Source organism: Enterococcus sp. LJL98 (assembly GCF_054871745.1).
The window spans coordinates 61,428-76,378 of sequence record NZ_JBTXLU010000006.1 but is presented as its reverse complement, the minus strand read 5'-3'; the positions used below and the strand labels follow the sequence as shown (position 1 = coordinate 76,378).

Here is a 14,951-nt window from a genome sequence, read left to right as displayed (position 1 = left end):
ATTCCACATGTAACTTCTACGAGTTCTTCACATAATAGTAAGCAAAATCAGCATACGACTTTCTTTGATGGGCATCAACGGCCCCAATAAAATTAAAGAGTCCTGTAAAACCACCAATCTCTCCTGGTTCACCATTGACACCCTCGTCAGATAAGTAAGAAACATCTAAGTCATCTAACAACAAAATCCATTCCTCTGCAGCTTGATAATACATCGCAACGACACCGTGATGATAGACTATTTTTAAAGCGACCACTCCTGTTACGATTGGAATTCGATGATTATGAAACTCGATTCGTTTTCCATGTTTGGCTTGTAAAATACCTAATGTTGGAATACCTTTTTCTTCAATATCATTTAAATTTAAGTACAACCAATTATTCGAATCGTAATACAGTCCGACACCGGCAGTTTCTGAATAGTGCTTCGGTCTAAATTCAATCTTTGTCTCGACCTCGTATTCAAAAGAAGTCGCTCGAGTTGCCATGATTGCTGGATTGATTTGAGAAAAGAAAGAATCCGTTCCGTGAATTCGTAAATAGCTAGGACGTTCTGTTGTATTCACCCAACTAGTAGCTTGATTACGATAAGGTGTCATAAATTTCGGGTGAATTCCTTCACTAAAATCGGTAATAACATCGTGGTTAGCAGACTTTTGTATGGTCATTCCCTGAATCCCTTCGACGGTCATTTTAGCTAAATTACTTCCGTCCTTCATTTCCAACCAACCATCTTGAGTCCAGTGCATTTTCTGAATTGAAGTTTCACGACCTAAAGGATTCAGCAAAGTCCCTTCTAAAGGACGAGACATCAAATGAGGAATATACCATTCGCCTGTCGTTGTCTCAACAAGGGAGCCATGCCCTGCTTTTTGCATCAACGAGTCTGGATTATACATGTCAAAACGTCCCGCATCGGGATCTCCTAGCGAAAACAAGTGTCTTGGTGATGATGTAATAATCGGTTCTCCCGAGGGATGGGGTTCATAAGGCCCAAATACATTTTTCGAACGACCAATCTCGACTCCATGTCCATAACCTGTTCCACCAGCTGCGATTAATAAGTAATAATAATCTTTGCGTTTATAAATTTGAGGAGCTTCTGCACAACCACGTGTCGTAAACCCATGATTGATACGATGCCACTTACTTATAATCCCTCCTTTTTCCAAATCAATTTCTGCAATAACAATGTGACCGGGTGCTTGATAACCTTCTCTTGTTTCCCACTCTAAAATGGCTATATATTTTTTACCATCGTCATCATGGAAGATTGCTGGATCAAAGCCAATTGATGTTAAGTAAATCGGGTCTGACCATGGACCATGGATACTATCTGCTGACATGGCGTATGAATCAGAGTTAAATTCTCTTCCTGCCATATTCACCATATGCGAATACGCCAGCCAATATTTTTTTGTTTGTTCATCATAAGATAAATGCGGTGCCCAAATACCTGCCGGAGTATTTGTTCCTCGCAAGTCAACTTCTCCATTTTTTAAAGCATAATCAATTAATTCCCAGTTCGCTAAATCTGTCGACTGATAAAATTGCACAGCCGGATTCCAATGAAACGTTGAAGTTGCTAAATAATAAACCTCATCTACACGAATAATTGATGGATCCGGAGCCATTCCCGGAATAATTGGATTTTGAATCATCATATGATCCTTCCTTTCCTCTTTTACAAAATACTGAATACGGATACAGTTCAGTGATATCTAAGAAACTTCACTTCCTACTGACAACTTCATCATAGGAGAAAACCCTTACAAATCATATATCAAAAAACGCTTACTTTTTACCATTTTCCGTATTAACAAAAAAAGACCCACAAATCAACTGTGCGTCCTCTTCACTATTTTAAAATCATTCTTTTTTATTTTGACGATACTCTTTAGGAGATTGTCCGTTCCACCTTTTAAATTGACGAGAAAAATGTGAGGCATTTTGATAACCGATGACTTCTGAGATTTCACCGATTGATAGGGAAGGTTGGTGAAGTAAATAGCGGGATTCATTATAACGCAATTGATCCAAATAGTATTTTGGACTCACGGCGTAGACTTTTTTGAAAACTTTTAGCATCCTACTCTCACTAATATTAAAACTTTCTGCAATTCTATGCAAAGACAATAAGTCTAAATTTTCTTCTTTAGGGTCTTTCATAAATTGGCGTAAGTTTGCTTGCAGAGCTTCTGCAATTTCAGTTGCTAAAATCAGAGTCAGATTATCCGAACTCTTGACTTCCACCTGTTCATAATCTGCGTACTCAAGAAGTTGGATCACTAGCTCAATGACTAATTGCTGAACTCTTAACCTATCTTTGATTTCAAATTTTTTCATAGCAAGAATCATCAGGTAGTCTTGAATAATTTTTTCTAAATTGGCATAAGATGGGTTTTCTTTACGTAATAATAGGGGACAATACATCAATAATTTCTGCTGAACCACAGGATCATCAATATCAAAATGAATACAAAAGTAGGTTAACTCTTCTTTAGAAATACATTGATTTTCATGAGGAATTCCTGGTGCAATTAAAATCATGTCATTCGTGTTAAATTCATAAGTCATGCCACTTAATTCCGTTTGCTGAACACCGGATAAAATAAACATTAATTCAAAAGCGAGATGCGTTTCCCTAGCTGCTTTCCACCCCTGAGAGACTGTTTGTTTATGTCCACCAAAAATTTTAATACTTGTTTGCATATCAGGGATACGAATGATTTTTTTTAACCATTCGGGTGTATGATTCATTTTTATCTCCCCTCTCTTGTTCTCTCAATTATTCTACCCTCTTTCAAAGTTTTCTTCAATTTTTACTCCAACCATTGACCCCTTAGGTAAAAGGAAGCTACACTGAAAGAAAAGCATTTTGTTTATCTTCCGTTGAGAATGATAGGCTAAACTGACAGAAAATAATGGAGGAGGACTAGACAATGTTTCAAATCTTAGTGGTTGACGACGAAAAAAACACACGAAAACTCATGTGTGCCGTCCTAAAAAATAATGGCTTTACAGCTTTTAGCGCCGAGAATGGTTACGAAGCGTTAGCTATCATCGAAAAACACAAAATTGATTTGATTTTGCTCGATATTATGATGCCCGATATGGATGGTTACGAGTTAACCCAATCCTTGCGTCAAGTTGGCATGAACGTCCCAATTTTAATGGTCAGTGCCAAGCATGAAGTTCAAGATCGGCGAAAAGGCTTCCGATTAGGGATTGATGATTACATGACAAAACCAGTTGATGAAGAAGAAATGATTTTACGTATCCGAGCCCTACTACGCCGCGCGCAAATTTCACTTGATCGACGTATCTACATCGGTGACAGTCTTTTAGATTACGACGCTTATACCTTAACAACGGGTGAGCAAGTGCTGATGTTGCCGCAAAAAGAATTCCAGCTTCTTTTCAAACTACTCAGCTACCCTGGTGTCATTTTTACACGCATCCAACTCATGGATGACATCTGGGGCCTCGATTCGGAGACGGATGACCATACGGTGAGCGTACATATTAATCGTTTGCGCGACAAATTAAAAGAAAACCAAGATTTTCAAATTGTGACCGTTCGTGGTGTCGGTTACAAGGCGGAGAAATGCCGATGAAAAAAATGATTAAAAAGCGCGTGACGCTCCGAACCATCCCGATCCTTTTTGTTTTTATGATTATGCTCTGCTCTTATTTGTTACTTGGACTGATTGTGAAGGTCCTACGTACAACGGGTCTCTATGATTCCTTGATTCATCCGATTCCAGGCCTTGCTTTTTTTGGTACCTTGTTGACCAGTACCTTAATTGGAACAGGCTTAGCCGCCTTATTTAGTCGAAAACTCATCGCCCCTTTAAGTCAGATTTCTGAAGCAACTAAAAAAGTCGCTGATGGGGATTTTGATGTTCGCCTAGCGATTACAAGTATTAAAGAAGTCGAAGATCTGGCAGAAAACTTCAATACGATGGTTCAAGAAATTTCAACCATTGAAACATTGCGCAGTGATTTTACAAGTAACTTTTCACACGAATTCAAGACACCGATTGTCTCCATTCGAGGCTTCGCTAAGCTCTTGCAAGACAAAAATTTACCCGATGTCGAACGTGAGGAATACACGCAAATTATCATTGAAGAATCGCAACGTTTAAGTCAGTTGGCGACGAATATTTTAGACCTCACAAAATTAGAAAATACCGCTATTTTAACAGAACGACACGTCTTTTCCCTAGATGAACAAATTCGACGAGTCGCAGCTTTGCTCGAACCACATTGGCACGAAAAACAATTAGACGTTACATTAAAACTCACTTCACTTAATCTATGCAACGATGAAGATTTGCTGCAACAAGTTTGGTTAAATCTTTTTGATAATGGCATCAAATTTAGTGAACCGCATGGAAAAATACTCATTGAATTGGTCGAAGTAAACGGAATGGCACAATTCACGATTAGCGATCACGGTATTGGAATGTCTCCTGAAACGATCCAACATCTTTTCGACAAATTTTATCAAGGCGATGCTTCGCGTGCCGAAAAAGGCAATGGTTTGGGGCTTTCTTTGGTCAAGCGAATTCTTGTTTTATGCGAAGGGACCATTGAAGTGAAAAGTAAAGAGGGGTTTGGCAGCCAATTTATTGTGACTTTGCCGCTAAAATAAACGAATAGTTGAAGTTGAGTTGAAAAAGGCCAATTATAATCATTTCACAAGTAAATGAAACAAGAAAGGATTTTCAAGTAGATGTTAGAATTAAAAGCGATTAAAAAATATTATACCGTTGGTGAAACGGTCACAAAAGCGCTCGATGGTGTTTCGGTGGCGTTTCGGAAAACAGAATTTGTTTCGATCCTTGGAACGAGTGGCTCAGGTAAAACAACCCTGTTAAATATTATCGGTGGCTTAGATAATTACAATTCAGGAGACATGATCATTAACGGTACCTCGACAAAGTCCTTCAAAGACAGTGACTGGGATGCTTATCGAAACAATTCGATTGGTTTTGTTTTTCAAAACTACAATTTGATTAGTCACTTAGGGATTATTGATAACGTCGAATTAGGAATGACTTTAAGTGGCGTTGCAAAAGAAGAACGCCATCAAAAAGCCAAAGAAGCCTTAATTCGAGTTGGTTTAGAAGCTCATATGCATAAGAAACCCAATCAATTGTCTGGCGGGCAGATGCAGCGTGTCGCAATCGCTCGCGCCTTAGCCAATGACCCAGACATCTTGCTTTGTGACGAACCAACGGGTGCTTTAGACTCGGAAACGAGTGTCCAAATCATGGAACTCATTAAAGAGCTGTCCAATGAAAAACTCGTAATTATGGTGACGCATAATCCAGAATTAGCAACTGAATACGCCAATCGGATCATCGAAGTCTCTGATGGAAAAATTATTTCAGACTCGAACCCGCATATCGAAGGAAAAAAAGGCAATGATTTTCTTTTTAAGCGCACAAAAATGAAATTTTCGACTGCTTTAAACCTTTCTTTCAACAATATTTGGACCAAAAAAGGACGCACTTTTTTAACTGCCTTTGCTTCAAGTATTGGTATTATCAGCATTGCGGTCGTTTTATCCTTGTCGACCGGTTTTCAAACACAAATTGACGAAACGCAGTCGAAAACACTCGCCCAATTTCCCGTGACGATTTCACAAGTGACGGCGGAATTAACCGAAATGCAACATCCTCAAAAGACGGAATCGGAATTCCCTGAAGAAAAAAGCTTCACCGTTTTCAAGTCGCAAGAAGATGCCTTACAGCACGTGAATAAGATTGATCAAGATTTTATTGATTATCTGAATCGCTTGGATCCAGCATTAAGTAACAACATTGGTTACACACACAGTACCCAAATGAATTTAATTCGTGAGATTGATGGCAACTATGACAGTGTCCGTTTTTCTAATACAGCGCCCGATTCACAGAGCATGATGGGGATGGGAATGGCTTCAGGAATGAATGTTTCAACTTTCCCTCATAATCTTGACTTAGAAGAAGAAACATTCATTGAAAAAAACTATGCGGTACTTGAAGGTAGCTATCCGAAAGCTCCGACAGATGTTGTCTTAGTTGTCGATAAAAATAATCGAACAAATATCAATGCGTTAACCAATCTAGGCTTTGACATGGAAGAAGGACAATCCGTTCCGTTTTCTGAGATTGTTGGTACGACCGTGACACTCGTACATAACGATGAATTCTATACCAAATTACCAACAGGCAACTTTATACCAAATGAAGTCAATCAAGCATTGTTTGAAAATGAGAAAAATCAAACCTTAACGATTACGGGTATCGTTCGGGTCAAATCCGATTCAACCATGGATTTACTTGCACCTGGAATTGCCTATAGTGATGCTTTAGCCGATGAAGTGATTGCTGTCAATCAACACTCTGCCATTGTGACTGCTCAAAAAGAGCGTGATGTCAATGTCATGAGCAACGAAACCCTAGATGAAAAACAAAAAGAACAGTTCCTAAGTTATTTAGGTAGCGAAAGCTTCCCAACCAACATTTACATTTATCCAAATAATTTTGATTCTAAAGAACAAATTTTAACTTATTTGGATGAATATAATGAAGGGAAAGAGAAAGCAGAGACGATTGTTTATAGCGACTTAGCTGGAACAATGACTAGTCTAACGGGTGGAATCATGGATGCGATCACTTATGTCTTAATTGCTTTTGCTGGTATTTCCTTAGTCACAAGTATGATTATGATTAGTATTATTACGTATACTTCTGTCCTTGAACGAACAAAAGAAATCGGCGTGCTCAAAGCTTTAGGGGCACGTAAAAAAGATATCACACGCGTCTTTGATGCGGAAACCTTTATTTTAGGTGTTGCTTCTGGAACGTTAGGAATTATCATTGCATGGCTGCTGACTTTCCCGATTAATCTCGTTTTATACAATATGACGGATCTAAAAAATGTTGCCACACTCAACCCTATCCATGGGGTCATCTTAATTATCGTTAGCACGATTTTAACCATGTTGGGGGGACACATCCCTGCCAAAATGGCTGCAAAAAAAGATGCAGCGATTGCGCTACGTTCAGAATAAGCAAAAAAGGGTTGCGACTAAAAAATGTCGTAACCCTTTTTTATTTATTCAATATTCTCAACCCATTTATTACTTTTGAAACGGCGATAGAAAATCGTCCCTCGAATCCCCCATTCAATCGTCATCACAACAAAAATCCCAACTAAACCATAACCTAATTTAATCCCTACGAGGTATCCAGCTCCAATTCGAAACAGCCACATGCTGAACAATGAAACGGTGGTCGTAAATTTCCCATCTCCGACCGCTCGTAAAGCCGATGGGAGTAAGAAACTGTAACACCATGCGATTCCATGCATCACAAAGGCAATCAGATACATTTGAAAAATAACTGGAATCATTTCAGTTGGTGGATTGAATAATTTCATCGCGAACGGAAACAAAGGCAATAATAGTAAATCCACGGTAATAATGGCCACAGTTCCAAGTAAAATAAAAGACTTGGTTAATTTTCGAATATCGGATAAATTTTTCCTTCCAACCGACTGACCCACAATTGGCACTAAAGCGTTAGCCAGGGCTGCGGGAATGATTTCTGCTAATTGCATCCAGGATCCTGCAATGGCAAAGGCCGCAATATGTGCCGTTCCTAGTCCTACAATCATCATTTGCATAATAATTTTCCCTCCATTGAAGAAGAGGGATTCCGCTGCAAAAGGGGCAGAAATCATGATGATATAGCGAATCATTGAAAAATCAAGGTGCATCAGGTGCTGCCGTTTTAATTTAAAGGACACGCGATGTTTATAGAAAGTATAACCAGCAAAAGCAACAGCTAAAAATCGTGAAATCAACAAGGAATAAATTAAACCAATAATGCCTAACTGAAAATAAATAACAAAAATGAAATTACCAATAATAGAAATGAAATTCATAAACAAGGAGTTTTTAAGGGAGTTTTGTGTAAAACCTAATCCTCTTAAGTTGCCATTCATTCCTTCAATGACTGCATGGGCGGGATAACTCAATAAAATACCGACAAAATAGCGCTTGGCATTTCCCAGGACTTCCTGATCGGCATTGCCAAAAAGTAGCGTTAAAACGCCTTGATGCAGAAATAAGAAGCTCAGCATGAGTAAGACGCCTACTACAAAAGTCGCATGAAGCACACTGGCACTTAATTTACCTAGGCTTCGATGGTCTCCCTTTCCATAAGAACGAGACACGAGGACCGTTCCTCCCAAACCGATTGCCACAAAAAATTGAACTAAAAAAATATTAACACTGCCCACCATGTTCACTGCACTAATCGCGGCGGCTCCCGATGAACTAATCATTGCTGTATTGACAAAGTTAAAACCTACTAAAAAGAACTGGTCAATAATGACTGGGAATAAAATCCCAATGATTTCGCTTTGGGAAATCTCTTCTCCAGTTAGTAACTCTCCGACTTTCCCTCTGACTTTTTTCCATCCCATCGACTTCTTCTCACATTTCCATTTATTTTAAATCTACATCCCTCTCCTATGTTCTATTATAGCAGTCTCTTTGAAATAAAGAGCGTTTTCACAAAAAAAGAATGCAATAAGTTTTTAACTTATCACACTCTGACATCACTTTTATTCTTTCCCACCAATCGCCTCAACGAGTATCGCAATAATTCCAAAAAAGACACCGGCAACTGGGAAAATAATCCAACTTTGCCCCCAATTATTGGTTAAGAAACTATACCCTAAAAATCCCGTTACCACGAGCAACCAGTAAGCGCCAAAGACCGCATCTACCCAACCTTTACGACGTTTTTTTTGGCGTGTGTACTCGCCTTCTTGCAATAATTTCAAATAACTTCCCCAACGTATTCCTGAACGAATTAATAAGTAGACACCATTGGAAACAATCAGTAATAAACACGCAACGGCGACATACATGGCGTAGTCTGCTTCAGTAAACATTAAAACAATAAAGAGTGGTATGGCTGATAAAATACAGATAATGACCCCACTAATCAGCATTTTCGTATAACTTCCTTGATAATTATTTTTACGATCTTTCACCATCTGGGTTACACCATATTGTGTTTCAAAAACTTCTTCTTCTAAATATTCATATTTTTGAATTTTTAGGCCATTAGAAATAAAAAGCCCTACTGCCACTGCGACAAACAATAATAACACGACCACACCAATCCCTGTCGCCAAGGACTCATGAATCACCTTGGAAGCAGGCCAACTTTCAGCCGCTAGTAAAAGCATTAAAGTCACTGGAGACAAAATACATAGGACAACACCCATAGAAATTCCTTTGGCTGCTTCTTCTGTGGCTTGTAAATACCCATTGGCTTCTTCGAGTGAGACTTGCCGAATATTTCCATAATCAAAGTCATCTTCCAGGTATTCTGGTTCATCCATTTCATCTTTTAATAAGTAATCAATGCTCACGCCAAAAATCTGACTCATTTGAATCATTTTATCTACATCTGGGATCGACTGATTGCCCTCCCATTTTGATACCGATTGACGCGAGACATTTAATTGATTCGCAAATTCTTCTTGCGTCCAACCCGCTTTCTTCCTTAGTGTAACAATTTTATCCGCTAACATTTTAAAGCACCCCTTTTCATTTTCAAAGCCTTTTTTAATCTCCCTTTTCACTGACTATTATACTGTTTTTTACCTATTCCAGACAAGAAAGTACGATGTACAATGTGTCAACTAGTAGATGCATTCATGTAAAGTAGACATAGAAACCTTGATTCCATCGCGTTTTAATTTTCTCATTCATTTTCAATTAAAAAAAAACAGAATAGAAAGAGAGGGTCAGGTACACAAATACGTTGTGATACTGAGAACGAATCTCCTTAAGAATTTCGACTCTTTTTCTCAGTAACCTAGAAAAAAAAAGGGAAAAGTGCTACTATAAGAGGCGAATGACTGAAGTTGTTTCAGCAATTTAATGTAAAATTTTCATTTAATTCGAGGAGGATATTTTCATGACAAAGCAAGCACCTGTTGCGCTAATTATTTTAGACGGTTTTGGATTACGAGATGAGACAGTTGGAAATGCTGTGGCTCTTGCCCATAAACCAAACTTCGATCGCTACTACAATGCCTACCCACATACTCAATTAAAAGCTTCTGGTCTCGATGTTGGACTACCTGAAGGTCAAATGGGGAACTCAGAAGTTGGACATACAAATATTGGTGCGGGTCGTACCGTTTATCAAAGTCTAACACGTATCGACAAAGCAATCTTAGACAAAGAATTCGAAGAAAATCCAGCAATCAACGAAGCCATCGACTATGTAAAAGAAAATGATTCAAATCTACATATCTTTGGTTTACTATCAGACGGCGGCGTTCACAGCCACTTAAGCCACATTATTGAGTCTGTTCGTGTAGCAAAAATCAAAGGGCTAAAAAATGTCTACTTACATATGTTTATGGACGGTCGTGACGTGTCACCGACTTCAGGTAAAGGTTACGTAGAACAATTAAACAAAGCATTGGCTGATTTAGAATTTGGCGAAATTGCGACCATCTCTGGACGTTTCTACGCAATGGACCGTGACACACGTTGGGAACGTGTCGAGCAAGCATACAATGCGATTGCTCACGGACAAGCGCCAACTTTTGATTCTGCTGAAGCAATTATGGATGCGAGCTACGCAAAAGAAGTGTTCGACGAATTCATCGAACCGGCTGTCATCGTAAAAGATGGCAAACCTGTTGCAACGGTTAATGATAAAGATGCGATCATCTTTGCGAACTTCCGTCCTGACCGTGCCATTCAATTATCACAAGCTTTCACCTTCCCAGAATGGGAACACTTTGACCGTGGGACGAAAAAAGACATTAAATTAGTAACATTTACATTATATTCACCAACAATTGTGGCTTCTGTCGCTTTTGAACCTGTTGAAATGAAAAATGTTTTAGGTGAAGTCTTATCTGATGCCGGTCTAAAACAATTACGTATTGCTGAAACTGAAAAATATCCACATGTCACTTTCTTTATGAACGGTGGCCGAAATGAGGAGTTCCCTGGGGAAGATCGAATTTTAATTCCTTCACCTAAAGTGGCAACTTATGACCTAAAACCTGAAATGAGTGCTTATGAAGTGACAGATGCCTTAGTTGCTGATATTGAAGCAGGCAATCACGAAGCCATCATCTTAAACTATGCCAACCCAGATATGGTTGGTCACTCTGGAATGGTTGATCCAACTGTAAAAGCAATTGAAGCGGTAGATGAGGGCTTAGGTCGGGTCGTTGATGCGATTTTAGCTCGTGGTGGGTACGCGATTATTACAGCAGACCACGGAAACTCAGAAACATTATTTGACGAAAATGGGAACCCGCATACGGCCCATACAACAGTCCCAGTTCCTGTCATTGTCACAAAACACGACATTACATTACGTGCAGGCGGTGCCTTGTCAGACTTAGCACCAACAATGTTAGATTTACTAAATGTCGACAAACCAGCCGATATGACGGGTGCAACACTCATTAATAAATAAGAAAAAATCCTGTTAAACAAGAGCTCGGCTCTTTGATCTAACAGGATTTCTTTTTATTGGATCACGAGTGCTTTGGCACGGTCCAATTCTTCTTGAATCAATTGATGCCCGTATGCATGGTGCAAGACTTCCACCGCAATTCCTGCATCACTAAAGGCTTGCTTTAAAGTACGAAATTGCGCTTCTGAAATATAAGGGTCATTGGCACCACTCGTGAGGAGTACTTGTAAGTCTTTTTGCGCTTTCAATGGAATCGTGGGGCGAACCGGCGACGGATGAAATAAGAACGCACGATGAAAGGGAGCCTGTTCAAATTCTTTTAACACATTCAAAGCCAAATTGGCCCCGTTAGAGTAGCCAATCACCGTAATTTCATGATTTTCTAGCTGATATTGTTTGATGACTTTCTTTAGAGTATCTTGGAAATCATAGGTTGCACTGGCTAAACTTCGTAAGTCAAAAGTGCCGTCGTGGTATCGAGCAAAGTAACGTGCCATCCCTTGCTCCTCTACCTCTCCTTGAAAGCCAATCATCGTCGCTTCTGGATCGATAAACTGTCCGACTTCAAACAAACTAGAGGCACTACCACCTGTTCCGTGTAATAAGATGAGAACATGCTTATTTTTTCCTGGTATCTGAATATGTTTCATTTCTCTACTCCTTTACTTTATCTTAGTTACTTGCTGACGCAAAAGCTGCAACTCGTTTTCTTCTGCTTGGGTCAGCGCCCGCTCTTTTTGTCTGGCTTTTAATTGCTTGATCTGATGCTTGATTTCCTTTTTCTTTTCTAAAATCTCATATTCATAACGATTTCGATAACCGTATTCCCCCATCTTCTCGATTGGACGAACCTGTAACGGCATTAAATCTGCCAGAATCGCTGGCGTCTTTGCAGCATAGTGAGGGGGAATTAAGAGTGTTTCTCCCAGTGTTTCTAATGGCTCGTCGACTAATACGCCCGGTCCTTCGGTTGATAGTTCAATTAATATGCCACCTTTTTCTCTAAAATACAGCGCTTTAAAGTATTTACGATTTTTGATTTCAGTTGGTAAGTGACCTGCTTGAATCAGCTTGTGCCGCCAAGCTTCGATTTCCGTTTCTTTTACTTTAAAAGCGATATGATGGACGGCACCAATGCCCATCCTCCCAGGTCGGCGATGTTTTTTATTGAGTTCAATGGCACCACCCAAACCTTCGTGCACGACTAAGCGAATCATTTCCTCATCTTCAGCAACTTTCTCATAGCCCAAAACTTCCACGAACATTTGCAAGGTTTTTTCTGGTTCCCGCGAATACAGCGTAGCACTTTGAATTCCGATAAAAGCATCTTCTTTTTCGATGCCGTTAAATGCCCAAGATTGTTCATGAGAATCGTCGCCTTCAATGAGCTCTAACTCCAACCCATCAGGATCTTTAAACCCCATTCTCTTTTTACCAAAACGTGTATATTCAAAATGTGGAATTTCAAATTTTTCGAAACGTTCCTTCCAAAAAGGAAAACTTGCGGTCGGCACTGCACAACTTGCCACGCCAACTTGACCATCGCCTACTCTACCTTCAATTGCATCTGTCCAAGGGAAAGTTGTGATGAGTCCCGTACTCCCATCCGTGTTGCCATAATATAAATGATAGCTTTCTTTGTCATCAAAGTTTAAGGTTTTTTTGACTAAACGTGTCCCCAAAATCCCCGCGTAAAAATCCAGGTTGCGTTGTGCATGGCCGACAATCGATGAAATATGATGGATGCCTGTTGTTTTTAACATTTCTTTCCCTCCCATTCGTTCTAGTTGTATATTATTACGAATTCGAGATATATTCAAATCATTTGCTTTCAATGAGAAAAGAAAAAAACTGCTCCTCAAAAATCAGGAGCAGAGAAAAAGAAAAAAGACTTATTTCCAATAATTATTGGCCGCCGCAACGGTTTGAAAGTTAATGGCAATGACTTGGGAAGCAAAAGTTAAGCTATCTGCATTATTCGCATATTCCTCACGCAACTTTTCTTTGACCACTGGATCGGATTGCACATACCCTACACCTTTACGTGACAGCGTAATAGCCAAATCAAAACCTTCTTGTGGCGTCTCAGTAATTAATGAATGTAACCAAATATCCATTGTTTTCCCTCCTCTTTCAATCTACTTCTATTCTACCATCATTCGTTTTTTATTTCAGGTGAGAACTTTCTCCATCAAGTAATTCGTAAACATCACTGCTCTTAAAGTCACTTGATTTTCACGGACTACTTGATAGCCCTGACTTTCAAAAAAGGGACGGGCCGTGATCGAAGCGGCGACTGAATACCGTGTTGTTGCGATGGCTGCTTCTATTTTTTTCAGCAGGGCTTGTCCCACACCACGTCTTTGATAATCCGCGTGAATGTAAAAGCGATCGATATAACCGTTAGGAGTCAGATCTGCAAAACCAATAATTTGCGCTTGTTCCATCACTACGAAGGCCAACGAATGGGTGAGTGAATTCGCCCATTGATTCTCATCGATCGCAGACCAAACGGCAACCTGATGCGCCGTGTAGTCATGAATATTTATCGTACGGATGGTTTGCTGAATCAGTTCGAGCACTGCGGCTTGATCAGCAGCTTGATACCTACGAAATTGCATGTCATTTCTCCTTTTCTCTTCAATCGTCATCAATCCATTTTAACATAAAAATAAAAGCTCCCACACAAAGAATCGTGAAGCGTATGTGTCAAGTTATTTGAGGTCGAAAAAAGATTTGAATTTTTGACAAGCAGCTATTAATATTTTTTCATTAAAAATACCTCAACTATGTCCGATTAATCTCGTTACCTATGATGAGACCTGTTTCCATCATAGGTAACGAGGAGTAGTGGATAATTGATGTAAAGGGCAGTAGTAAGATGTAGGAAAAGGGGGTGCAGACATTATCTTCGATTAACAAGTCAGAAGAATAATATATTTACACCCGAATAAAAAATAAAAGCCATTAAACTTTTACCAAAGTATGAAGGATTTTACACTGATGTTATCTTAGATCTAGACTACCTGTCGCGTAGTAGTTTAATTAATTGGCACAAAGAATTTTTGGAGACTGGGTATTTAAGCTCTCAACGACAAAGAAAACAGGCTTTTTCACAGGTAGATAAAGAACGAGCACTCGACATTATTTAGAACCCGGTCGTAATTGAAGAACTGGATAAATAGCTCACTAGAACATTTTATTAACCAACTAGATAAGTATTTTGAGTGGAATAATAAAGAAAGAATAAAAATATCGTTAGGTGGAAAGAGCCAATGGTATACAGACATTATATTGGGACCAGCGTTTGAATGGTCCAAGATAATGTTCTCACCCCAAAACCTAAATTTTTAACCCGCTCTTGACACTATTTGACTTTGAGAGTTTTTTTAGATAGATTCAATAAAACCCTATCTAGCTGCTTCTT

12 protein-coding genes are annotated in these 14,951 nt (G+C 39.2%); 4 read left to right on the top strand and 8 right to left on the bottom strand.

Annotated features, from left to right (window positions below; genetic code table 11):
- Nucleotides 1-16: 16 nt before the first annotated feature.
- Both ACYSNO_RS06420 and ACYSNO_RS06415 read right to left on the bottom strand, forming a co-directional pair.
- The gene (locus tag ACYSNO_RS06420; protein ID WP_461730237.1) at nt 17-1,663 is read right to left on the bottom strand and encodes a family 43 glycosylhydrolase; all 1,647 of its coding nucleotides are present in this window, start codon (nt 1,661-1,663) and stop codon (nt 17-19) included.
- Between the two features lie 205 nt (nt 1,664-1,868).
- Entirely contained in the window at nt 1,869-2,759 is an 891-nt protein-coding gene (locus tag ACYSNO_RS06415) for a helix-turn-helix domain-containing protein (protein ID WP_461730236.1), read from the bottom strand.
- A 182-nt stretch (nt 2,760-2,941) separates the two neighbouring features.
- Here ACYSNO_RS06415 and ACYSNO_RS06410 point away from each other — a divergent pair, with 182 nt between their 5' ends.
- The 3 genes from ACYSNO_RS06410 to ACYSNO_RS06400 all read left to right on the top strand — a co-directional run bounded on the left by ACYSNO_RS06410 (nt 2,942) and on the right by ACYSNO_RS06400 (nt 7,065).
- Nucleotides 2,942-3,616, top strand: a complete 675-nt coding sequence (locus ACYSNO_RS06410) for a response regulator transcription factor (protein ID WP_461730235.1) — start codon at nt 2,942-2,944, stop codon at nt 3,614-3,616.
- Nucleotides 3,613-4,656: a HAMP domain-containing sensor histidine kinase gene (locus ACYSNO_RS06405; RefSeq protein ID WP_461730234.1), complete on the top strand. Its 1,044-nt coding sequence runs from the start codon at nt 3,613-3,615 to the stop codon at nt 4,654-4,656. The genes ACYSNO_RS06410 and ACYSNO_RS06405 overlap by 4 nt, the downstream gene beginning before the upstream one ends.
- Nucleotides 4,657-4,737: 81 nt before the next feature.
- Nucleotides 4,738-7,065 (top strand): ABC transporter ATP-binding protein/permease, encoded by a 2,328-nt coding sequence (locus tag ACYSNO_RS06400; protein ID WP_461730233.1) that lies wholly within the window; start codon nt 4,738-4,740, stop codon nt 7,063-7,065.
- A gap of 44 nt (nt 7,066-7,109) precedes the next feature.
- Here ACYSNO_RS06400 and ACYSNO_RS06395 read toward each other — a convergent pair whose 3' ends face one another.
- Entirely contained in the window at nt 7,110-8,483 is a 1,374-nt protein-coding gene (locus ACYSNO_RS06395; protein ID WP_461730232.1) for an MATE family efflux transporter, read from the bottom strand.
- A gap of 141 nt (nt 8,484-8,624) precedes the next feature.
- Nucleotides 8,625-9,605: a helix-turn-helix domain-containing protein gene (locus tag ACYSNO_RS06390; RefSeq protein WP_461730231.1), complete on the bottom strand. Its 981-nt coding sequence runs from the start codon at nt 9,603-9,605 to the stop codon at nt 8,625-8,627.
- Between the two features lie 389 nt (nt 9,606-9,994).
- Between ACYSNO_RS06390 and gpmI the strand changes: the two genes are divergently transcribed.
- Nucleotides 9,995-11,524 (top strand): 2,3-bisphosphoglycerate-independent phosphoglycerate mutase, encoded by a 1,530-nt coding sequence (gpmI, locus tag ACYSNO_RS06385; RefSeq protein WP_461730230.1) that lies wholly within the window; start codon nt 9,995-9,997, stop codon nt 11,522-11,524.
- Nucleotides 11,525-11,577: 53 nt separating this feature from the next.
- Here the strand turns inward: gpmI and ACYSNO_RS06380 are convergent, their stop codons facing one another.
- From ACYSNO_RS06380 to ACYSNO_RS06365, 4 genes are all read right to left on the bottom strand, one after another.
- Nucleotides 11,578-12,174, bottom strand: a complete 597-nt coding sequence (locus ACYSNO_RS06380) for an alpha/beta hydrolase (RefSeq protein WP_461730229.1) — start codon at nt 12,172-12,174, stop codon at nt 11,578-11,580.
- 12 nt (nt 12,175-12,186) lie between these two features.
- On the bottom strand, nt 12,187-13,287 hold the full coding sequence (locus ACYSNO_RS06375) for a VOC family protein (RefSeq protein ID WP_461730228.1): 1,101 nt from the start codon (nt 13,285-13,287) through the stop codon (nt 12,187-12,189).
- 129 nt (nt 13,288-13,416) lie between these two features.
- Nucleotides 13,417-13,641 carry a hexameric tyrosine-coordinated heme protein gene (locus ACYSNO_RS06370; RefSeq protein WP_461730227.1) on the bottom strand — a complete coding sequence of 75 codons (225 nt, stop codon included), beginning with the start codon at nt 13,639-13,641 and terminating at the stop codon, nt 13,417-13,419.
- A 54-nt stretch (nt 13,642-13,695) separates the two neighbouring features.
- Entirely contained in the window at nt 13,696-14,145 is a 450-nt protein-coding gene (locus tag ACYSNO_RS06365) for a GNAT family N-acetyltransferase (protein WP_461730226.1), read from the bottom strand.
- Between the last annotated feature and the right edge of the window lie 806 nt (nt 14,146-14,951).